Origin of the sequence: Aeromonas sp. 30P, assembly GCF_051919805.1 — a bacterium.
Taxonomy (GTDB): Bacteria; Pseudomonadota; Gammaproteobacteria; order Enterobacterales; family Aeromonadaceae; genus Aeromonas; species Aeromonas veronii.
In genome coordinates, this window is the sequence record NZ_JBQBEA010000001.1 from 3,427,819 (window position 1) to 3,448,523 (window position 20,705).

Here is a 20,705-nt window from a genome sequence, read left to right on the forward strand (position 1 = left end):
ATCTGAAATTTGCCTCTCCCCGGTTTTTCTCTCGCTCCTCTATTAACTCAGCTCCACGTTAATTCCCGTTCACGTCCCTCTTCATTTATTCCGATCACGCCTTGCCACTCTTGTCTCCCGGCCATAAAAAAGCGGCCCGCAGGCCGCTGGTGCACACATTCATCATCCCGGTTATCAGAACGGGAAGAACCAGGGGATCGCTACCACGCTCACCGCCATCACCAACAAGGTGAAGGGCACCCCGATACGGATAAAATCGGCAAACTTGTAGTTGCCCGGCCCCAGTACCAGGGTATTCACCGGTGACGAGACCGGCGTCATAAAAGCGGCCGAGGCGGCGATGGCAATGGTCATGGCAAACGGATAGGGCGATACCCCCATCTGCTGGGCCGTGCCCAGCGCAATGGGCGCCATCAGCACTGCGGTGGCGGTGTTGGAGATAAAGAGCCCGATCACCGCGCAGAGGGCAAACAGGCTGGCCAGCATGACCCGCGGCCCCATCTCCCCTACCGCATTGATCAGACCTCCGACGATCAGATCCACCCCGCCGGTTTTTTGCAGCGCCAGCGCAAAGGGGAGCATGCCGACGATGAGGATCAGGGTCGGCCAGTGGATCGACTTGTAGGCACTCTCCATATCGATGCAGCGAAACTTGCCCATCAGCAGACAGGCGATCAGCGCGGCAATCACGTTGGGCACCGGATCGGTCACCATCAGCAGGATCATCACTCCAAGACAAAAGAGGGCATGGATCGCCTGACTGCGGGCGGGGGCCATCTCGTCCACTTCAGCGGGCAACCCCATCAGCAGAAAGTCGCGGCTATGGGTCTGCAACTGTCTGATGTGGCTCCAGTTCCCTACCACCAGCAGGGTGTCGCCCATCTGCAACGGCTCGTCCACCAACTTGCCTGCCAGTGCCTCACCGTCGCGGCGCAGCCCCACCACGCTCAGACCATAGCTGGAGCGGAAGGTCACCTCACGCACGCTTTTACCCAGCAGCTTGGACTCGGGGATCAGCGACACCTCGGCCATCCCTACCTCCCGCGCCTGATCGGAGAAGTACTCCCCGCGCAGGATCATCGGCTCGAGCCGCGCCTCGCTGCAAAACGCCCGCACATCCACCTCGGGATCTGACATGTCGATCAGCAGCACATCCTTGGCCTGAAATTCACTGATCCCCGACACCGGCACCATCACCCGGCGGAACTTGCGCCAGCGCTCCACCCCGATGACGTGGGCACCATAACGGGCACGCAGTTGCAGTTCGTCCAGGGTGTGACCAATCAGCGGGGAGTCCGGCCGCAGCGCCAGACGACGGGCCCGACCGGCCAGTCGGTAGTCTCGGATCAGATCGCGCAGAGTGCGGCGCCCGGTCGACTTGCCTTTGCCCTCTTCCCCCTCGCCCACCAGGGAGCCGCGCACCAGCAGCATGTAGAGGATGCCCAGCCCCAGGATCAGCACGCCCATGGGGGTGAAATCGAAGAATCCGAAACCATGTATGCCGTGGCGCATCAGCTCGCTGTTGACCACCATGTTGGGGGGCGTAGCCACCAGCGTCATCATGCCGCTGATCAGCCCGGCAAAACCGAGGGGCATCATCAGGCGACCGGCCGGGATCCCCATTCGATTCGCCACACTCAGCACCACCGGGATAAAGATGGCCACCACCCCGGTGCTGCTCATCACCGCCCCCAGACTCGCCACCGCCACCATCAGCAACACCAGCAGCTTGGTCTCGCTGCTCCCCGCCACCTTCACCAATGCATCCCCCACCTGATAGGCGATGCCGGTGCGCACCAGCCCCTCACCCACCACAAACAGGGCTGCTATCAGAATGACGTTGGGATCGCTAAAGCCCGCCAGCGCCTCCGGCAGGGTGAGGGTGCCGCTCAGCACAAAGAGGATAATGATCAACAGGGCGACCACATCCATGCGCACCTTGTTGGTCATAAAGAGATAGATGGCGCCAGCCAGCAGACAGAGCACCCAGACAAGCTCAGAATTCAATACAACCTCCTTTTATCACGTGATTCTCCTCCCGGAGAGTGGACTCTATCAGACCACATTCATGGCGCTATCATCTTGCTACATATCAATAAAGTCCGGCCCATCGGGACCCCATAACCCATCACTGCTGGAATAACCGGGCAGCAGCGGCGATTTCTTTGATATGGGCCAAGTACGGGGCGGACAAAAGTCCTGCCCCTCCTCCCCCTCACCCCTTAGAATGGCCCCCTCGCATACTAACCCTCATGCCCAAGGATCAGAAAATGAGCATATTCGAGCTGTTCAGCATCAATAACACGCTAGTGACCATACCGCTGGGTGGCGGCTATGCCATGTCATGGATTGAAGCCATCGGTACCCTGTTCGGGCTGGCCTGTATCTGGTTCGCCAGTCAGGAGAAGACCATCAACTACCTGTTTGGTCTGATCAACGTCAGCCTGTTTGCCATCATCTTCTTCCAGATCCAGCTCTACGGGCTGTTGATGCTGCAGCTGTTCTTCTTCTGCGCCAACGTCTACGGCTGGTACGCCTGGACCCGCCCCGCCAACGAGCAAGGGGATACCCTGCAGATCCGCTGGCTCAGCAGATCCAAACTGATGGTGACCGCCGCCGTGAGCGTGCTGGCCATCGCTCTGCTGACCCGCTATATCGACCCGGTCTTCGCCACCCTGGCACGCACCTCGGTCTCCCTGCTCAACCTGTTTGGTGCCAACCTTGCCACCCCCGAGCCCTCCCCCGATGCCTTCCCGTTCTGGGATGCCAGCATGACGGTGCTCTCGGTGGTCGCCCAGATCCTGATGACCCGCAAATACGTGGAGAACTGGATCCTCTGGGTCGTCATCAACATCATCAGCATCGGTGTCTATGCCGCGCAGGGCGTTTACGCCATGTCGCTGGAGTACCTGATCCTGCTGTTTATCGCCGCCAACGGCACTCGCCTCTGGGTGATTGCCGCCAAGCGCCAGCCACAAGGTCTGTAAGCCATGAGTCTGTTACCCCATCTCCAGTGCCTCCCCGACCAGATTGCCGAGCGGGTGGTACTGTGCGGCGACCCGGCCCGGGTCGATCGCATCGCCAGCCAGCTCGAACAGTGTGAAGTGCTGGGGCAAAACCGGGAGTTTCGCCTCATCAACGGCCGCTATCAGGGGCTGCCCATCACGGTTTGCAGCACCGGCATTGGCGGCGCCTCGGCCATCATCGCGCTGGAGGAGCTGGTGCAAGCCGGTGCCCGCTCGCTCATTCGGGTCGGCTCCGCCGGTGCCCTGCAGCACGACATCGGGCTCGGCGACCTTATCGTGGTGGAAGGGGCGGTACGCAATGAGGGGGCCTCGCAGGCCTATCTGCCCGCCGAGTACCCCGCCTGCGCCGATATCTGGCTGCAAGCGGCCCTGCTCAATCAGGTGGCGGCCAGCGGCCAACCTCATTGGCACGGGCTGGTGCGCTCCCACGACAGCTTCTATCGGGATGACGAGCAGGAGGTGTGCCGCTACTGGCATGCCCGTGGCGTACTGGGCGCTGACATGGAGACCGCCTCCCTGCTGACGGTGGGTCGCCTGCGCAAGGTGCGGGTCGCCGCCGTGCTCTGCAACGTGGTGCTGTTCGAGCAGGATGTGCAACAAGGGGTGGCGGATTACGCCAGCGCCGAACAGGCGATGATGGCCGGTGAGCAACACGCCATCGCCGCCGCCCTCCACGCTCTGGTGCAATAAACCGCAAACCGTTAACTGCGGCACATCCGCTACCGTGCGGGCTGGTATCCGGCCCGCACTCTTGCTAGCCTCATGGCCCTCGTCATCCGGTGCGACAGGCAAGTCATGCAGCAACAGCCCTACCCCCTCGGCCGTTTTCACGCCGAACTCCAGCAGCTTGAACCCCGCTTTGCCGCGGCGCTCGACGCCTGCACCCTGTTTCTGCGCCGTTACCTACCGGGCGAATTGATCATGCGGCAGGGGGAGCAGAGCGAGCAGCTCTATCTGGTCGAACATGGCCGGGTCTCCCTCAACAGCACGGTACACTCTGGCCGCCGCTTCCAGCTTGGCGAAATTGAGTGCCACAGCCAAATCTTCGGCGAGATGGAGTTCTTCAGCGCAACCCTGGTACAGTGGAACGTGGTGGCCGAGACCGAGCTGGATGCCCGAGTCATCTGCGCTCACAAACTGGCCCAGCGCCTGCTGACCGAGCCCGAGCTGACCCTCTTCTTCGCAGCGGCGCTTGCCAGCGACTATCTCGATACCCTGGAGATAACCACCAGCCGGCTGCTCCACCCCATCGCCTACAACATCGCCTATGAGTTGTGGCGAGAACGCCAGCGCACCCCCATGCTGGGGTCACGCAAGCGGGCCCACGAGGCGGCGCGCTTCGGCACCACCGAGCGGGTTTACCGCCGCGCCCTCAAGGAGCTGGTCGAACAGGGCATAGTTGCCGACTGCAGTGACGGCCCCGTCATCGCCGATCTGGCCAGGCTGCGTGCCTATCTCGACCTTTGATTTCCATTCATCCCATTTCGATTCACCCTGTCAGGAGTCACCATGTCTACTCACACCTATCCAGAGTTCACCTTCTTCAGCCGCTTCGTTGCCGACATTCAGGCGGGCCGCAAGACCATCACCATCCGCGACGAGAGCGAGGCCAACTGGCAACCCGGCCAGCGGCTGGCCCTCTTTACCAACCCGGAGCACCAGCCCTTTGGCACCATAGAGGTGCTCTCGGTCAAGGCGGTCGCCTTCGATGAACTGAATGAGGAGCACGCCCGTCAGGAGAACATGACCCTCCCCGAACTCAAACAGGTGATCCGCGATATCTACCCCGATCTGCCGCCGCTCTATGTGATTGAATTCGTGCTGATTGAAGCCTGATTTTGTGAGCTGCCTCAGCTAACGCCGGTTGCGCTCTCTGGCTAAAAGCGCAAAATAACTGTTTTTATATACAGTCATTGGTGCGTTATGGATACACAACTTGAACCGGCCATTGCGGCCATGGTGGCAGAGTTCATTGCAGCAGGCCGCCCCAAGGCGAGTAGCCTGAGCTGGCAGGAGCGGCGTGAAGGCTATCTTGCTTCAGCCATATTGGGTGGTGAACGGGAGGAGGTTGGCGCTGTCGAAGAGTGGCAAAACGGCCATTATTCCGTTCGCCTCTATCAACCAGCACCAACCTCAAGCGCAAGCCGTCCGGCCCTGCTCTACTTTCATGGCGGCTGTTTTGTCAGCGGCGAGTTCGGCACTCACGACCGCCAGATGCGGATGCTGTGCAATCGCGCCGAAGCACTGGTGTTCGCGGTGCATACCCGCCTTGCACCCGAACACACCTATCCTGCAGCACACGACGATGCAATGGCTGCTACGCTCGCCATCATGGCCGATGTGGAGAAATGGCATGGGGATCCGGCGCGGGTTGTCCTTGCGGGCGACAGTGCCGGCGGCCACCTAGCCCTGATCACCACCTTGCGACTCAAGGAGCGAGGCGCCCCCTTGCCTTCTGCCCAACTGCTCATCTATCCGATGCTCGATGCTGCTGGCGACAGTGACAGCTATCGACAGCTAGGGGATGACTACCTCATCACCCGCGACATGCTGTTAAGCGGTTTTCACGCCTATCTGGGGGAGCAGCCCGTCACTCACCCCGAAGCAAGTCCGCTCCATCATCCAGCCCTGTCAGGATTACCGCCGACCCATATCGTAACGGCGGAATATGATCCGCTGCGCGATGAGGGGGAAGCCCTCTATCGCAAACTGCTGCAAGCCGATGTCACGGCTACCTGTCAGCGGCAACTGGGGGTTATACACGGCTTCTTCCAACTGGCAGGAGTCAGCCCCGCGGCGCGTCAGCTCATTGAACAGCTCTCACTGCTTATCAGGAGACTCTGATTTGGCCTTTGCCGAGCGATGTGTTAATAGTGTCCTCTTTTGAATCAGGGAGGTGACCCGAGTGTTTGAGATAGCAAGCCTGAGAGAAGGGATGATGCACGGGGTCGAGCTGTTCCAGCTGCTGCTGGAGATCATCTCCATCGCCTGTGTGGTAATAGGGCTTGGCAAGACCCTTTGGCTGGCGGCACGGATGGAGGATCACGAACCGGGCTTTCCCCGCATTCGCCTCTGTTTTGGCAGCTGGCTCATTCTGGCGCTGGAGTTCCAGCTCGCCGCCGACATCCTGGCCACCACGGTCGCGCCAAGCAAGGAGGAGCTGATCCGCCTTGCCATCATCGCGGTGATCCGCACCTTCCTGAACTACTTCCTCGGCAAGGAGCTGGAAGCCCAGACGGAACGCCAGCAGGAACAGCGCAGCGAGCAGGTCAAGGCTGCTCAATAACCAGTATTCCTGCATAGCATCAACGCTAAGTGCCGTGCCATCCCGACCACAGCCGTGGCCCAGGATGGCACCTTTGTGACCCTTCCCGCACTTTTGGCAATCAGCCAACTATGGAACCCTTTTCAAGGTTTCCCCTGCCCTGTCGAGTCCCCGTTCATCTGCGTAAGATAGAAAATCTTCTCCCCCAACCGGCCACGCTGATGAATACGCACTCCCTTCACACGCCCGATATAGACCTCGATAGCTGCGTCATCTACCAGATCTACCCCATGAGTTTTCAGGACAGCGATGGCGACGGCATGGGCGATATCAACGGCATCCGTCAGCGCCTCGACTATCTGGCCACCCTCGGGGTCGATATGCTCTGGCTCACCCCCATCTATCGCTCCCCCAAGCGGGACAACGGCTATGACGTGGCGGACTACCGTGCCATCGACCCCGCCTTCGGTACCCTGACCGAGATGGAGCAGCTGATAGCCGAAGCGGCCGCTCACGGTATCGGCATCATGATGGATATCGTCGCCAACCACACCTCTACCGAGCACGAGTGGTTTATGAAGGCACTGGCCGGGGATCCCCGTTATCAGGGTTATTACGTATTCCGGGATCAAGCCTTTGTCGATGCTCACCCCATTACCTCGATTTTTGGCGGCAGCGGCTGGCAGTATGTGCCAGCGCTTGATCGCTACTACCTGCACAACTTCGATCCCAGTCAGGCCGATCTGGACTGGGACAACCCGGCGGTGCGGGCCGAGATGGCAGAGGTGATCAACTTCTGGCTGGGCAAAGGGATCAAGGGATTTCGCTTCGATGTGATCGACATGGTGAGCAAGGAGTGGGACCGGCTGGCCATGAGCAATGGCCCGCGCCTGCACGACTATATCCGCGAGCTCAATGCCGCGAGCTTCGGCGGCAAAGGGATCATCACGGTGGGGGAGACCTGGGGAGCCGATCTCGCCCATATGCAGAACTATTCGAACCACGATGGCAGCGAGTTCAGCATGGTGTTCAACTTCGAGCATCTGGGGCTGGGCAGTGACAAGTGGTCATCCCGCTTTGATCCCCTCGCCTTCAAACGGGCCATGGCCCGCCACCAGCAAGGGCTGCACGGGCGTGGCTGGAACAGCCTGTTTCTCGGCAACCACGACCTGCCCCGCGCCGTCTCTCGCGTTGGCGATGACAGGCCAGAGTGGCGGGAAACCAGCGCCAAGCTGTGGTCCATGGTGCTGCACATGATGCAGGGCACTCCCTTCATCTATCAGGGGGAGGAGCTCGCCATGACCAACCGCCACTGGCAGCCGGGCGAGCTGCGCGATGTGGAGGCGCTCAACTACCGCGCCAGCCAGTCAGGGCTGGATCCTGCCGAGCTGAGTCGGCGGCTCGATGCCATCGGCCGCGACAACGCCCGTACCCCGATGCAGTGGGACGCCGGCCCCCACGCCGGTTTCAGCACGGCCACGCCCTGGATCGCCCTCAACGCCAATCACATCGAGATTAATGCCGCCGAGCAGCTGGCCCGCCCCGACTCGCCGTTTCACTGCTATCGCCAGCTTATCGCCCTGCGCAAGGCCCACCCGGTCGTTCGCCACGGCAATTTCGAGCTGCTGGATGGGGATGATCCCGAGCGCATCAGCTATCGCCGCCACTGGCAGGATCCGGCTAGCGGAGAGCAGCACACCCTGCTGCTGCTCGCCAATCTCACGGCCAATCCCTTGACGATGCCCCACTTCGACAAGGTGACAGACGAGATGCGGTTGCTGCTGGCCAATTACCCAAACGAACCGCTGCCACTCTTCGCCCCTTATCAGTGTGCCATCTGGCTGCGAGTGGAGCAGGGTTAACCCCGTGCTGACGGGCCAAAGCAATGGCCCGTCAATCGCTACTCCACCGGCTACCAGCAGAAAATCATGCCCCCACGCGGCGGGATTAAATTAACCACTATTACTGATTTATTAATTGATTATTTATCCCGTTTGATACGCTCTTATTGCCCCTCTTACTATGCCAGCGACCTATCCATTGCCGATGCAACTATCGGCCTTCAAACTGGCATAGCAAAGTGGAAAACAGATGATCACCACAGACGGGAATAACGCAGTCGCCTCGGTGGCGTACCGCACCAGCGAAGTCATCGCCATCTACCCCATCACCCCCAGTTCGGCCATGGCTGAGCAGTCGTCGGCCTGGTCGAGCGAGCGGGGCAAGAACCTCTGGGGGGATGTCCCCCGGGTTGTCGAGATGCAGTCGGAAGGGGGCGCCATCGCCGCCGTCCACGGCGCCCTGCAGACCGGCGCGCTGGCGACCTCGTTTACCTCGTCGCAGGGGTTGCTGCTGATGATCCCCAACCTCTACAAGCTGGCGGGTCAGCTCATCCCCTTCGTGCTGCATGTGGCGGCACGTACCGTGGCTACCCACGCGCTATCGATCTTTGGCGATCACTCTGACGTGATGGCGGTGCGCCAGACTGGCTGTGCCATGCTCTGTGCCAGCAATGTGCAGGAGGCGCAGGACTTTGCCCTGATCTCCCAGATAGCGAGCCTCAACAGCCGCCTCCCCTTTATCCACTTCTTCGACGGCTTTCGTACCTCTCACGAGATCGCCAAGATAGCGCCGCTCGCTGACGACACCCTGCGTGCCCTGTTGCCCGCAGATGCCATCCGAGCCCATCGTGACCGGGCGCTCACCCCCGACAAACCGGTCATTCGCGGCACCGCCGCCAACCCGGACACCTACTTCCAGTGCCGGGAGGCGAGCAACCCCTGGTATGACGCCGCCTATGGCCATGTGAGCGAGGCGATGCAGGCTTTTGGCGAGCAGACCGGCCGCCACTACCGACCGTTTGAATATGTCGGCCACCCGCAGGCGGAGCGGATTGTGGTGCTGATGGGCTCGGCCATCGGCACCTGTGAAGAAGTCATCGAACGCCTGCTGGCCCAAGGAGAGAAGGTGGGGCTGGTGAAGGTGCGGCTGTTCCGTCCCTTCTCGGCCGGACACCTGTTGGCCGCGATTCCCGAGAGTGCCCGCTCCATCGCCGTACTGGATCGCACCAAGGAGCCAGGCGCACAGGCCGAGCCCCTCTATCTCGACGTGATGACAGCGCTGGCCGAAGCGGTCAGTCGGGGCGAGCGGGCAAGCCTGCCGCGGGTTATCGGCGGCCGCTACGGCCTCTCCTCCAAAAAGTTCGGCCCCGCCTGCGCGCTGGCGGTGTTTGCCGAACTGGCACAGGAGAACCCGCGCCCGCGCTTTACCGTCGGCATCTTCGATGACATCACAGGTCTCTCGCTGCCGCTGGCAGCGCTGGATTCGCACAGCCTCATTCACAGCCATCAACACAAGCTGGAGGCGCTCTTCTACGGCCTTGGCAGCGATGGCACCGTCTCGGCGGCCAAGAACAGCATCAAGATCCTCGGCAACCACACCGACCTCTATCCGCAGGGCTATTTCGTCTACGACTCCAAGAAGGCGGGCGGCCTCACCGTCTCTCACCTGCGGGTGGGCGAGCGACCGCTCCAATCGGCCTATCTGGTGGAAGATGCGGACTTTATCGGCTGCCATCAGTGGCAGTTTGTCGACAAGTACCGGATGGCGGAACGCTTGAAAGCGGGCGGTATCTTCCTGCTCAACACCCCCTACAGCGAAGCGGAGATCTGGCAACGACTACCCAGCGAGGTACAGCACGCCCTGCGCGAGAAAGAGGCGCGCTTCTACATCATCAACGCCGCCAAAATTGCCCGCGACTGCCAGCTCGGTAACCGCATCAATACCGTGATGCAGATGGCCTTCTTCCAGCTCAGCGCCATCATTCCCCCCACAGAGGCGACCAGCCTGCTGAAGCAGGCCATCGCCACCAGCTATGGCAGCAAGGGACAAGCGCTGGTCGAGCGCAACTGGCAGGCACTGGAGGCAACCTGCGCCGCCCTGACCCGGGTGCAACTTGGTGAGCTGGATCCCGCCAGCCGTCCCCGCCCGCCGGTGGTTTCGGCCAAGGCCCCCGACTTTGTCCAGACAGTCACCGCCGCCATGCTGGCGGGGCTGGGGGACAACCTGCCTGTCTCCGCCTTCCCGCCGGATGGCACCTGGCCGGTCGGCACCACCCGCTGGGAGAAGCGCAATATCGCCAAGGAGATCCCCATCTGGGAGGCGGAGCTCTGCACCCAGTGCAACTACTGTGTCGCCGCCTGTCCCCACTCGGCCATTCGCGCCAAGGTGGTAGAACCCGATGCGCTGGCCGCTGCTCCCACCACTCTCGATGCGCTGGATGTGAAATCCCGTGACATGCGCGGCCAACAGTACGTGCTGCAGGTAGCGCCGGAGGATTGCACCGGCTGCAACCTCTGCGTCGAGGTGTGCCCGGCCAAGGATCGCAGCAACCCGGATCGCAAGGCGATCAATATGGCTTCACGGCTCGATCACCTCGACGAGCAGAAGGCCAACTACGACTTCTTCCTCGACCTGCCAGAGCGCAGCGCCGAGCAGCTGGAGCGCATCGACATCCGCACCTCCCAGCTCATCTCGCCGCTGTTTGAATACTCGGGCGCCTGCTCCGGCTGTGGCGAGACCCCCTACATCAAGCTGCTGACCCAGCTCTATGGCGATCGGCTACTGATTGCCAACGCTACCGGCTGCTCGTCCATTTATGGCGGCAACCTGCCTACCACCCCCTACACCACCAACGCCGAGGGGCGCGGGCCGGCCTGGGCCAACTCGCTGTTTGAAGACAACGCCGAGTTCGGACTGGGCTTCCGCCTCACCGTCGATCAGCACAGGGAGCGGGTGCGCCGTCTGCTGGCGAGCCTGGGCGACACCATTCCGGCAGCGCTGCGCGAGGCGCTCGGCGATGCCACCCTGCCGATTTCCGAGCAGCGGGCCCATATCCAGCAGCTGCGAAATCTGCTGCAACAGAGCAAGGCCCCGGAAGCCCAAGAACTGGCTCGCGATGCAGACTATCTGGTGGAAAAATCGGTCTGGCTCATCGGCGGCGATGGCTGGGCCTACGACATCGGCTTTGGCGGGCTCGACCATGTGCTGAGTCTGGGGGAGAACATCAATGTGCTGGTGCTCGACACCCAGTGCTACTCCAACACCGGCGGCCAGCAATCGAAGGCGACGCCACTCGGGGCCATTACCAAGTTTGGCGAGCAGGGCAAGCGCAAGGCACGCAAGGATCTCGGGGCCAGCATGATGATGTATGGCCACGTCTATGTGGCGCAGATCTCCCTCGGCGCCCAGATGAACCAGACGGTAAAAGCGATTCATGAGGCGGAAGCCTATCCGGGCCCCTCGCTCATCATCGCCTACAGCCCCTGCGAGGAGCATGGATACGACATGGCCGAGAGCCACGAGCAGATGAAGCAGCTGACCGCCACCGGCTTCTGGCCGCTCTACCGCTTCGATCCGCGCCGCGCTGACGAGGGCAAACTGCCGCTGGCGCTCGACTCGCGGGCCCCCAATGCCTCGCTGGCCGAGACCTTGCGCCACGAGCCCCGCTTCCAGCGGCTGGAGCGCCAGCTGCCTGAGGTGGCCAGCCAGCTCTATGAAGAGGCTGAGCAGGAAGCCAACCGCCGCTTCGCCTGGCTGAGCCAGCTGGCGGGCAAGGAGAGTCCAGCGCAGGAGTAACTCGCGCATGGCTTGATGGCAGCAGCCACTCTATCCGCCAAATAACAACAGGGCTCCCCGCGGGGAGCCCTGATGCTATCTATGGTGAGCCAATATCGGCGCAGGCCAAATCAGGCGCTGATGGAGGCCAACTCGTGGCGCTTCAACGCCAGCAGTGTGATGAGCAGCGCCAGCGTGGCGATCAATGCCATGCCGATATAGGTCGCGCTGAAGCCCGGGGCCAGCAGATCGGGGGCGAGCCGACTCAGATCGCCATCGCTGCCGGCTGGCAGGCGGAAATGAAACAGCATGGAGCAGATGGCCACGCCGACGGCACCGCCAAGCTCCCGCCCGAAGTTGAACAGCGACATGCCGATGCCGCGATCTTCCCGTGGCAGGGCATTCTGTACCACCACCGAGAGGGCGGGCAGCACCAGACCCAGACCAATACCGGCAAACCCGAGGGCCAGCTTGACCCAGGCATCGAAGTGGATCTGCCAGAGCGCCACCGCCGCCAGCGCAAACCCCACCGCGACAAAGCTTTTGTAGTGACCGGTACGGCCAATCAGCTTGCCGCCGACAAAGGCGCCGGCGGTAATGCAAATCATGAAGATGACCATGATGGCGCCGCTCTCGCTGGCGCTCATCCCCTTCTGCCACTGCATCTGCAACGGCAGATAGACCAGCACGGCAAACATCAGCAACTGGGAGAGCATCACCAGCAGCACGCTCACCAGATAGCCGGGCAGCCTGGCCAGATGGGCAGGCAGAATGGGGTCGTGGGCACGCCGCTCAATCAGAATGAGCAGCAGCAACGCGACGCCCAGCGCCGCCGAGAGCCAGACTGCAGGCAGCGCAGCCTCCGGCGAGAGCAGCAACAGGGTGAGCGTGGTAACGGTAATCAGCAGACCCGCCCCCTTCCAGTCGAAGCGACTGTGGCGACGTACGTTGAGCTGCTTGAGGTTGCGGTTGATGAGAAAGACCGCCAGCGCCCCGAGCGGCAGATTGATCCAGAAGATCCAGCGCCAGCTGAGCTGCTCGGTGAAATAACCGCCGAGCAAGGGGCCAGCGATGCTGGAGACCGCATAGACCGCCGAGATGTAGCCCTGATACTTGCCCACCTCACGCGGAGGTATGGTGTCGGCAATCACGGTAAACGCGAGGGCAATCAGACCTCCGCCCCCCAGCCCTTGCAGCACCCGCGCTGCCAGCAAGATCGGCAGATCCTGGGAGAGCGCGCAGGCCACCGAGCCCGCCAGAAACAGGCCGATGCCGATATTGAGCATCCGCACCCGACCAAAGAGATCGCTCAGCTTGCCGTAGAGGGGCAGCACGGCGGTAGCCGCCAGCAGGTAGGCGGTGACCACCCAGGTGAGGGCGGCACCGGCATGCAGCTCGGCGCCAATCATGGGCAGCGGGGTGGTGACTATGCTCTTTTCCAGTGAACCGAGCGCGATCACCAGCGCCACACTGGAGAAGATGGTTTTGGGGGATATTTTCGAGGTCATAAGCGGACTCGCTGATCTGATATGCCAAAGTATCCGGCAATGAACGGATTATTGTCTCACAAATCAGCAAGAGATAGAAAAAACGGCGGCCACAATCTGCCCAACCATGAGGCCGATCCCACAAAACGTCGACCGTTTCTGCTAGCCTGCTCTATTTGATTCGAGGAGCCCCCATGAGCGAGCGTGAGCAGTACGGGTTTGATCACTACGATGCCCTGATTTTCGATATGGATGGCACTTTGGTAGATTCCATGCCCCTTCATCTGGATGCCTGGGAGCTCACCTGCGCCGAATTCGGCATCCCCTTCGAGCGGGAACAGCTCTATCAGTACGGCGGCATTCCCACCCGCAAGATCATCGCCATGCTGGCCGAGCAGCAGGGACTGACGGTGGATGTCGAGGCTTTTACCCGTCGCAAGATTGCCCTCTATATGGAACATATCGACAAGGTCAGCGTCTTTTCCAAGATGTGGGAGCTGGTCAGGCACTATCACGGCAAGGTCAAGATGGGGATTGGCACCGGCTCACCGCGCAATCAGGCGGAGGCCATCCTCAAAAGCACCGGACTCGATGCCTATATCTCTGTGGTGGTGAGCGCCGATGATGTCACCAACCACAAGCCGCATCCCGACACCTTTTTGCGGGTGGCCGAGCTGCTCGGCGCTAATCCGGCCAACTGTCTGGTGTTTGAAGATACCCGGATCGGGCTTGAGGCAGGCAAGGCGGCAGGGATGGATACCGTGCTGGTTATCGAAGGTGACCTGCACCAGCGGTAAAGTACTCAGGGCAAGCAGTCAAACCGATAAAATGGTGTCATGACAGTGGCACCATTTTTTATTCATGTGAGCTTGGCGGCAGCGTCAGTGCCCGGACAGAGTTGCGATCACCGCCGGAATAGCGGCAACCGTCAGACAAAGGGCGTTGGCCTGCGCCTCATCCTGTAGTGCCTGATGACTGCGAAGCAGCTCAAGAGCTTCGGCCGGGGTATCTGCAAAGGTGGGGGCGGCGATGGCGGCAAATCCCTGTTCGACCAGTTGACGACGCTCATCGCTATAGCTGGGCGCATTGGCATCTAGATAGGTAAGCGCCTGACCTTGCTTGAAAAAGTGATAGTTAGGCATCGATTGGCCCCGCAAAAATAAAGCGCCATTCTACTCCTTTTTGCTCCACCGCCAGCGTCAATCTGTGTCGTCTCAAGTGATCTCGTTCACATTTTTATCAACACACATTTACCGGTTGGGCGCCGTACAAATCCCCTTCCCACACGGCGTCAGACAACACTCGCCACCGTCACTCGGCGCCAAACAAAACGCCTCCGACGAGGAGGCGTTGCGACTGAAACAGGGTGGTTCCCGTTACATGGCATTCGTCGATTCGAAGATCTTGTCGGCCGAGGCCTCGACAAAGCCCGGATAGAGCACGCCATCGGCCTGCGGATAGCGCAGGGCAAACTCGTAGAAGCAGCTCGGGATGGTACGCACCCCATCGCTGAACGGCACCTCTGCTTTGTCCGCCATGGTGGAGGATTGCTCCAGCATCACCTGCGGGTCCCCTTTCACTTCGCCACCCACGCTGTTGAGCACGAAACCCGCCGCCTTCAGTGCCGCATTGACCTGATGGATGGTGTCAAAATCCTTCAACTTGTTGATATTGACCGTGAAGTGGTTGGCACGATAGCCCCATGCTGCCATCCATGCCGCGTACTCGCTCTCCGCCAGCAGGGTCTGATAATCGGCATAGGAGACCTGCCAGGGGGCACCGGTGTAGAGAAATGCCGGTGTATCGGTCAGATGATCGGGCACCTGATCGGCCAGCTTGTGGATGATGGCCTGCGCCGCTGGGGAGAGTTCTTCCACCTTCAGCTCGCTGATAAACACCTTGGGAGCGTCCGGATCCTGATGCTCGAAGTGCTTGGCGTAGAGCTTCTTGGCCTTGAAAACGTACTCGCCCTTCTGCTCGTAACCGAGCGCCAGAAAGTGGGCTGCCAGCTTCTCCAGCCCCAGCTTGGGCAGGTTGTAGGTACGAAACGCCACGTGATCATTGACGATGGGCTCGCCGCCACCCAGCAGGGTGTGCACCTTGAGGGCGCTCGGGGTCACCTTGATGTAGTTGTCCCACAGATGGCTGAACAGGGTGTCGATATCCTTTTGCATCTCTCTTTCCTTTGATTGCGGGTACAGACAAGGGCACCTGCTCAGCGCCCCTTTTATTGTCGTGGTCAGGTGCTAGCCCCAACGGAGATAGCGCCGACCTTGGCTTTCTTAAAACGTCAAACCAGGAGACAGCTGCTCTGGCATGGCGGCCTTGCTGTCTTCGACGGAGGCAACCGGATACGCACAGTAGTCAGCTGCGTAGTAGGCGCTCGCTCTGTGGTTACCGGAGGCGCCGATGCCACCAAACGGCGCGGCACTGGAGGCGCCGGTGATGGGTTTGTTCCAGTTGACGATACCGGCGCGGATCCGCTTGAAGAAGTGGTGCCAGTCCGCCTCCTTGTCCCCCAGCAGACCGGCCGAGAGACCGTAGCGGGTGGCGTTGCCCTGATCGATGGCACCATCGAAATCATCGTAACGAATGAGTTGCAGCAGCGGGCCGAAGTACTCTTCATCCGGCAGCGCGCTCACTGAGGTCACGTCGATAATGCCCGGGGAGACAAAGCCTGTGCCCGCTTCCAGGTGCTTGAGGGTAAGCAGGCTCTCGCCACCGAGGCGCTGCAGGTTGGCTTGCGCATCGACCATGCCCTGTGCTGCCTTCTCGCTTATCATCGAGCCCATGAAAGGCTGCTCGGCTGCATCATAGAGGCCGACCTTGATCTGGCCGACCACCTCGATCAGTCGCTTGACCAGCGCATCGCCCCGCTCGCCGCGCTCGACAAACAGGCGGCGGGAGCAGGTGCAGCGCTGACCGGAAGTGATGAACGCCGACTGGACGATGGCATGGACGGCGCCGTCGATGTCGCTCACGTCTTTCACGATCAGCGGGTTGTTGCCGCCCATCTCCAGCGCCAAAATTTTTCCCGGCTGACCGGCAAACTGCTGATGGAGGAAATGACCGGTGCGGGAAGAACCAGTAAAGAAGAGGCCGTCGATATCGGGGTTGCCCGCCAGCGCCTTGCCGGTCTCGACCTCCCCTTGCACCAGATTGAGCACTCCCTTGGGCAATCCGGCCTCCTGCCACACCTTGACCATGGTCTCGGCCACCATGGGGGTCAGCTCGGAGGGTTTGAACACCACAGCGTTACCCGCGATCAGTGCAGGTACGATATGGCCGTTGGGCAGATGGCCCGGGAAGTTGTAAGGGCCGAACACCGCCACCACACCGTGGGGCTTGTGACGGACAAACGCCTTGGCGCCCGGCATGGCATTTTCAACGGTGCCGGTGCGCTCGTCGTGCGCACGAATGGAGATGGCAATCTTGCCCTGCATGGCGGCTACTTCGGTGCGGGTCTCCCACAGCGGTTTGCCTGTTTCGCGGGCGATGGTCAGGGCCAGCGCCTCTTTCTGCTCGCCGAGCAGGTCGGCATAACGACGCACTATGGCCAGACGGTCCTCAAGGCTCATGTCCGCCCAGTGGTAAAAGGCGGCACGGGCGGCCTTGACGGCGGCATCCACTTGCGCCGCGCTGGCAGCAGCCCCCTGCCAGATCACCTCGTTCTTGGCCGGATCGGTTGACTCGAACGGCTTGCCTTCACCGGCAAGCCACTGACCGTCGATAAATTGCACTAACTGGCTCATCCATTCACTCCCTGTCGCTGGCAGGCAGCCTCGGCTGCCTGTCTGATAATCGGTTTGCTTGTCCTGTTTACCTCAGTCGAGGTCAACCACCCGCACCATGTCGCCATCCTGCACCTTGAGTGCCGCCGCCATCTTGGGCGGAATGATGGCTTCGTGCTTGTCGAGATCGACCCGGATATTGCCGTAGCAGGCGCGGTAATGTTCGAAACGGCTGTTGCAGATAAGGTGGGTCTTGCCACCGATAGGCTCGCCCACCAGCACCCGCAGTTTCTTGCTGCGGCGCACGCTGCGGATATTCTTCACGTCACACTCGACGGTGGGGCCAGCATCGAAGATATCGACGTAGCCACGGTTCACGAAGCCCTCGTCCTGCAGCATCTTGATGGCCGGGCGGGTCTTCTCGTGGGTCTGACCGATAACGGCCCGCGCCTCTTTGCTCAGCAAATTGACGTAGATGGGATACTTTGGCATCAACTCGGCGATAAAGCGCTTCTTGCCGATGCCGGTCAGATAGTCGACGGTTGGAAAATCCATCGAGAAAAAGTGAGTCTGCAGCCACTCGTAGAAGGGACTGTGGCCGTTGGCATCGGAGACGCCGCGCATCTCGGCGAAGACGGTCTCGTCAAACAGCTCGGGGTGTTCGGCCATAAACAGGAAGCGGTGCTTGGAGAGCAGGCGGCCGTTGAGCCCCTCGCGGGCACATTCGCGCAAAAACAGGGTGCAGAGCTCGGAGTTGCCGGTGTAGTCGTTGGAGAGGGTCAGGGTTTCAACGACGTTGTAGATGCCGAGCTTGGGGGAAGAGTGCACCACCTTGCCGATGTGGTAGTTGTAAAACGGCTGGGAGAGGCCAACCGCGGCATCGATGGCACAGGTGCCGACCATCTCGCCGGTCTCCAGATCCTCGGCCACGAAGAAGTAGAGGCAGTCCCCCTTGCCGGCAGGCTTGTCGGAAAAAGTCTGGGTAGAGGCGTCAATCTTGCGCTGCAGCAGCTCATCGTTGACGGGCAACGAGGTCATGCCGGTGCCGGACTCGATGGCGCAGGTCTTGAGCCCGGCAAAATCTTTTTGCTCGATGGGACGGATAACCAACATAAATGACAACTCCCTTTCATTGACGACAGGTGGGGTCCCGGCTCCTGCCGGGAGAGCTCCCCACCTCAATTTGGAATCAGGCGTTAACCACCTGGGCAACCGCCTTCTCGAAGCGGGCCAACCCTTCCTTGATGTCCGCTTCCGGGATCACCAGTGAAGGGGCAAAACGAACCACGTTGGTACCGGCCACCAGTGCCATCAGCCCCTGATCGATGGAGGCCAGCAGGAAGTCGCGGGAGCGACCCTTGTAGGCTTCGCTCAGGGCAGCTCCCAGCAGCAGACCCTTGCCGCGGATCTCGCTAAAGCAGTGGTATTTGGCATTGATGGCCTCAAGTCCATCACGGAACAGCTGCTCGCGCTGCTTGATGCCCGCCAGCACCTCCGGGGTATTGATCACATCGATCACCGCCTCGGCGACCGCACAGGCCAGCGGGTTGCCGCCGTAAGTAGAGCCGTGAGTGCCCACTTTCAAGTAAGAGGCGATTTCGTTGGTGGTCAGCATGGCGCCGATGGGGAAACCGCCCCCCAGCGCCTTGGCGCTGGTGAGGATGTCCGGCGTGACGCCCAGACCCATATAGGCATAGAGATCACCGGTCCGGCCGACCCCTGACTGCACTTCGTCATACACCAGCAGGGCATTGTGTTTGTCGCACAGCTCGCGCACCCCTTTGGCAAACTCGTCGGTAGGACGAATGATGCCCCCCTCCCCCTGCAGCGGCTCCATCACCACGGCGCAGGTGTTGTCGGAGATCACCTCGGCCAGCGCCGCCAGATCGTTGTAGGGAACATGGGTAATGTCACCGGGCTTGGGACCGAAGCCATCGGAGTAGGCTGCCTGACCGCCGACGCTGACGGTAAAGAAGGTACGACCGTGGAAGCCCTGATTAAAGGCGATGATCTGGGTCTTCTGCTCGCCAAACTTCTCGATGGCGTAGCGGCGAGCTAGCTTGAGGGCAGCCTCGTTTGCTTCGGCGCCGGAGTTGCAGAAGTAGACCTTGTCGGCGAAGGTGGCGGCAACCAGCTTCTTGGCCAGACGCAGGGCCGGCTCGTTGGTCATGACGTTGGAGAGGTGCCACAGCTTCTCGCCCTGGGTTTTCAGGGCCTCGACCAGCTTGGGATGACAGTGACCCAAACCGTTGACGGCGATGCCACCGGCGAAGTCGACATACTCGCGCCCTTCCTGATCCCAGACACGTGACCCTTCACCACGCACCGGGATGATCTTGGCGGGCGCATAGTTGGGAACCATCACTTCATCAAACACTTCACGTGTCACTGCCAACAACTCTGACATATAGCTCTCCTTCGATTCGGCGACAGAATAATCCACCGCCCAAAAGTTAAATCCGTGTAAACGTGACGGGATTATCACAGAAATAAAGTAAAAAGTCTGTAACAAGACGGCCTATAAGGAACAATGTTCGATTGCTCTTGAGATTTTAGGCAACCGCATTGCATAACGACTCAGGGGGGCTTGGCAAGAGATAATTTGGGCAGGAGAGGGGGTGAATAAAGTGTCAGGGAAATTTTTTTTGCCTTCTCTCGAACTTGAGAAGGCGATCACAACTTTTTATGAACGCGCCAGAAAGTTGGCCAGCAACTGATGGCCCTGCTCGCTCAATATGCTCTCCGGATGGAACTGAACACCCTCGACAGGGAGCGTCTTGTGGCGCAGCCCCATGATCTCGTCAAACGAGCCATCGGCATGCTCACTCCAGGCGGTGATGTCGAAGCAGTCGGGCAGCGTGTCGCGCTCCACCACCAGTGAATGGTAACGAGTCACCCTCAGCGGGTTGTTGAGCCCCTTGAACACCCCCTCATGGCGATGGCGGATGAGCGAGGTTTTGCCGTGCATTACCTGACGGGCACGTATTACGCGGGCGCCGAAGGCCTGCGCCAACGACTGATGACCGAGACAGACGCCGAGAATGGGCAGCTTGCCAGCAAAGTGGCTGATGGCATCGAGAGAGATCCCCGCCTCATTGGGCGTACAGGGACCGGGGGAGATCACCAGAAAACGGGGGAGAGCTGCGCTATGGCATCAAGCGTCAGTTCATCATTGCGCTTGACCACAACCTCTTGTCCCAGGGCGCCGAAATATTGCACCAGGTTCCAGGTAAAAGAGTCGTAGTTATCGATCAACAACAGCATGAGATAACCAACAGCGGAGAATTAACGATCGAGATAACGACCCTGTTCCATTTCCCGTTCACGCTGACACTCGGCCAGATAGATGGCGGCAGCAACGGCAGGGGTTTTATGGTGCTTGTCGATGGCATTGGAGACCATCAACTGCAGGGTATTGAGGTTTTTCGCCTTGCGAAATTTACGTAGCCAGTGACCTTTGTCACTCAGCTCTTCAGCAGAAATAGTTGGTTGAACAGGCATGCTTTCTCTTGGGGATATTACCCAGGTTGAAATAAAGAAATTAAACAAAATAGCCGGGCAGAAAATAAAGAAAGCCAGG

17 protein-coding genes and 1 pseudogene are annotated in these 20,705 nt (G+C 60.5%); 9 read left to right on the forward strand and 9 right to left on the reverse strand.

Going from position 1 to position 20,705, the window contains the following annotated elements; translation table 11 throughout:
* Positions 1-174 precede the first annotated feature (174 nt).
* A complete protein-coding gene (locus tag ACTG2B_RS15900; protein WP_201949827.1) occupies positions 175-2,007 on the reverse strand; it encodes an SLC13 family permease in 1,833 nt (610 codons plus the stop codon).
* A 263-nt stretch (positions 2,008-2,270) separates the two neighbouring features.
* Here ACTG2B_RS15900 and pnuC point away from each other — a divergent pair, with 263 nt between their 5' ends.
* The 8 genes from pnuC to nifJ all read left to right on the forward strand — a co-directional run bounded on the left by pnuC (position 2,271) and on the right by nifJ (position 11,928).
* A complete protein-coding gene (gene pnuC / locus ACTG2B_RS15905) occupies positions 2,271-2,987 on the forward strand; it encodes a nicotinamide riboside transporter PnuC (RefSeq protein ID WP_139460484.1) in 717 nt (238 codons plus the stop codon).
* 3 nt (positions 2,988-2,990) lie between these two features.
* A complete protein-coding gene (locus tag ACTG2B_RS15910) occupies positions 2,991-3,716 on the forward strand; it encodes a nucleoside phosphorylase (RefSeq protein WP_201949825.1) in 726 nt (241 codons plus the stop codon).
* Positions 3,717-3,821: 105 nt separating this feature from the next.
* Positions 3,822-4,493, forward strand: a complete 672-nt coding sequence (locus ACTG2B_RS15915) for a Crp/Fnr family transcriptional regulator (RefSeq protein ID WP_439996378.1) — start codon at positions 3,822-3,824, stop codon at positions 4,491-4,493.
* Between the two features lie 42 nt (positions 4,494-4,535).
* A complete protein-coding gene (gene yqfB / locus ACTG2B_RS15920) occupies positions 4,536-4,862 on the forward strand; it encodes a N(4)-acetylcytidine aminohydrolase (protein WP_439996380.1) in 327 nt (108 codons plus the stop codon).
* Positions 4,863-4,949: 87 nt separating this feature from the next.
* Positions 4,950-5,870, forward strand: coding sequence for an alpha/beta hydrolase (locus ACTG2B_RS15925; protein WP_421311475.1), 921 nt, complete (start codon positions 4,950-4,952; stop codon positions 5,868-5,870).
* A 61-nt stretch (positions 5,871-5,931) separates the two neighbouring features.
* A complete protein-coding gene (locus ACTG2B_RS15930; protein WP_439996382.1) occupies positions 5,932-6,312 on the forward strand; it encodes a DUF1622 domain-containing protein in 381 nt (126 codons plus the stop codon).
* A gap of 200 nt (positions 6,313-6,512) precedes the next feature.
* Positions 6,513-8,153: an alpha-glucosidase gene (locus ACTG2B_RS15935; protein ID WP_439996384.1), complete on the forward strand. Its 1,641-nt coding sequence runs from the start codon at positions 6,513-6,515 to the stop codon at positions 8,151-8,153.
* 229 nt (positions 8,154-8,382) lie between these two features.
* Positions 8,383-11,928 carry a pyruvate:ferredoxin (flavodoxin) oxidoreductase gene (nifJ, locus tag ACTG2B_RS15940; RefSeq protein WP_439996386.1) on the forward strand — a complete coding sequence of 1,182 codons (3,546 nt, stop codon included), beginning with the start codon at positions 8,383-8,385 and terminating at the stop codon, positions 11,926-11,928.
* Positions 11,929-12,038: 110 nt separating this feature from the next.
* Here the strand turns inward: nifJ and ACTG2B_RS15945 are convergent, their stop codons facing one another.
* Positions 12,039-13,415, reverse strand: coding sequence for an MDR family MFS transporter (locus ACTG2B_RS15945; protein ID WP_439996388.1), 1,377 nt, complete (start codon positions 13,413-13,415; stop codon positions 12,039-12,041).
* 173 nt (positions 13,416-13,588) lie between these two features.
* On the opposite strand from ACTG2B_RS15945, the gene ACTG2B_RS15950 reads away from it, so the two are divergent.
* Complete coding sequence (locus ACTG2B_RS15950; RefSeq protein ID WP_439996390.1) at positions 13,589-14,191, forward strand: HAD family hydrolase; 603 nt, start codon at positions 13,589-13,591, stop codon at positions 14,189-14,191.
* Positions 14,192-14,275: 84 nt separating this feature from the next.
* On the opposite strand, the gene ACTG2B_RS15955 is transcribed toward ACTG2B_RS15950, so the two are convergent.
* From ACTG2B_RS15955 to ACTG2B_RS15985, 7 genes and pseudogenes are all read right to left on the reverse strand, one after another.
* On the reverse strand, positions 14,276-14,536 hold the full coding sequence (locus tag ACTG2B_RS15955; protein ID WP_429202179.1) for a hypothetical protein: 261 nt from the start codon (positions 14,534-14,536) through the stop codon (positions 14,276-14,278).
* Positions 14,537-14,770: 234 nt separating this feature from the next.
* On the reverse strand, positions 14,771-15,568 hold the full coding sequence (locus ACTG2B_RS15960; protein ID WP_021229798.1) for a DUF1338 domain-containing protein: 798 nt from the start codon (positions 15,566-15,568) through the stop codon (positions 14,771-14,773).
* A gap of 108 nt (positions 15,569-15,676) precedes the next feature.
* Positions 15,677-17,146, reverse strand: a complete 1,470-nt coding sequence (gene astD, locus ACTG2B_RS15965) for a succinylglutamate-semialdehyde dehydrogenase (protein ID WP_439996392.1) — start codon at positions 17,144-17,146, stop codon at positions 15,677-15,679.
* A 72-nt stretch (positions 17,147-17,218) separates the two neighbouring features.
* Positions 17,219-18,238, reverse strand: a complete 1,020-nt coding sequence (astA, locus tag ACTG2B_RS15970; protein WP_005334994.1) for an arginine N-succinyltransferase — start codon at positions 18,236-18,238, stop codon at positions 17,219-17,221.
* 76 nt (positions 18,239-18,314) lie between these two features.
* On the reverse strand, positions 18,315-19,532 hold the full coding sequence (locus ACTG2B_RS15975; RefSeq protein WP_199427302.1) for an aspartate aminotransferase family protein: 1,218 nt from the start codon (positions 19,530-19,532) through the stop codon (positions 18,315-18,317).
* A 276-nt stretch (positions 19,533-19,808) separates the two neighbouring features.
* Positions 19,809-20,389: pseudogene (locus ACTG2B_RS15980) on the reverse strand (aminodeoxychorismate synthase component II).
* A 21-nt stretch (positions 20,390-20,410) separates the two neighbouring features.
* Positions 20,411-20,626, reverse strand: a complete 216-nt coding sequence (locus ACTG2B_RS15985; protein WP_005334997.1) for a hypothetical protein — start codon at positions 20,624-20,626, stop codon at positions 20,411-20,413.
* Positions 20,627-20,705: the final 79 nt, after the last annotated feature.

Excerpts from the sequence above, each read along its gene's own strand:
- ACTG2B_RS15910 (WP_201949825.1), top strand. The coding sequence starts at position 2,991 with ATGAGTCTGTTACCCCATCTCCAGTGCCTCCCCGACCAGATTGCCGAG.
- astA (WP_005334994.1), bottom strand. The coding sequence starts at position 18,238 with ATGTTGGTTATCCGTCCCATCGAGCAAAAAGATTTTGCCGGGCTCAAG.
- pnuC (WP_139460484.1), top strand. The coding sequence starts at position 2,271 with ATGAGCATATTCGAGCTGTTCAGCATCAATAACACGCTAGTGACCATA.
- ACTG2B_RS15915 (WP_439996378.1), top strand. The coding sequence starts at position 3,822 with ATGCAGCAACAGCCCTACCCCCTCGGCCGTTTTCACGCCGAACTCCAG.
- ACTG2B_RS15945 (WP_439996388.1), bottom strand. The coding sequence starts at position 13,415 with ATGACCTCGAAAATATCCCCCAAAACCATCTTCTCCAGTGTGGCGCTG.
- ACTG2B_RS15950 (WP_439996390.1), top strand. The coding sequence starts at position 13,589 with ATGAGCGAGCGTGAGCAGTACGGGTTTGATCACTACGATGCCCTGATT.
- ACTG2B_RS15975 (WP_199427302.1), bottom strand. The coding sequence starts at position 19,532 with ATGTCAGAGTTGTTGGCAGTGACACGTGAAGTGTTTGATGAAGTGATG.
- ACTG2B_RS15960 (WP_021229798.1), bottom strand. The coding sequence starts at position 15,568 with ATGCAAAAGGATATCGACACCCTGTTCAGCCATCTGTGGGACAACTAC.
- ACTG2B_RS15955 (WP_429202179.1), bottom strand. The coding sequence starts at position 14,536 with ATGCCTAACTATCACTTTTTCAAGCAAGGTCAGGCGCTTACCTATCTA.
- yqfB (WP_439996380.1), top strand. The coding sequence starts at position 4,536 with ATGTCTACTCACACCTATCCAGAGTTCACCTTCTTCAGCCGCTTCGTT.
- ACTG2B_RS15925 (WP_421311475.1), top strand. The coding sequence starts at position 4,950 with ATGGATACACAACTTGAACCGGCCATTGCGGCCATGGTGGCAGAGTTC.
- nifJ (WP_439996386.1), top strand. The coding sequence starts at position 8,383 with ATGATCACCACAGACGGGAATAACGCAGTCGCCTCGGTGGCGTACCGC.
- astD (WP_439996392.1), bottom strand. The coding sequence starts at position 17,146 with ATGAGCCAGTTAGTGCAATTTATCGACGGTCAGTGGCTTGCCGGTGAA.
- ACTG2B_RS15985 (WP_005334997.1), bottom strand. The coding sequence starts at position 20,626 with ATGCCTGTTCAACCAACTATTTCTGCTGAAGAGCTGAGTGACAAAGGT.
- ACTG2B_RS15935 (WP_439996384.1), top strand. The coding sequence starts at position 6,513 with ATGAATACGCACTCCCTTCACACGCCCGATATAGACCTCGATAGCTGC.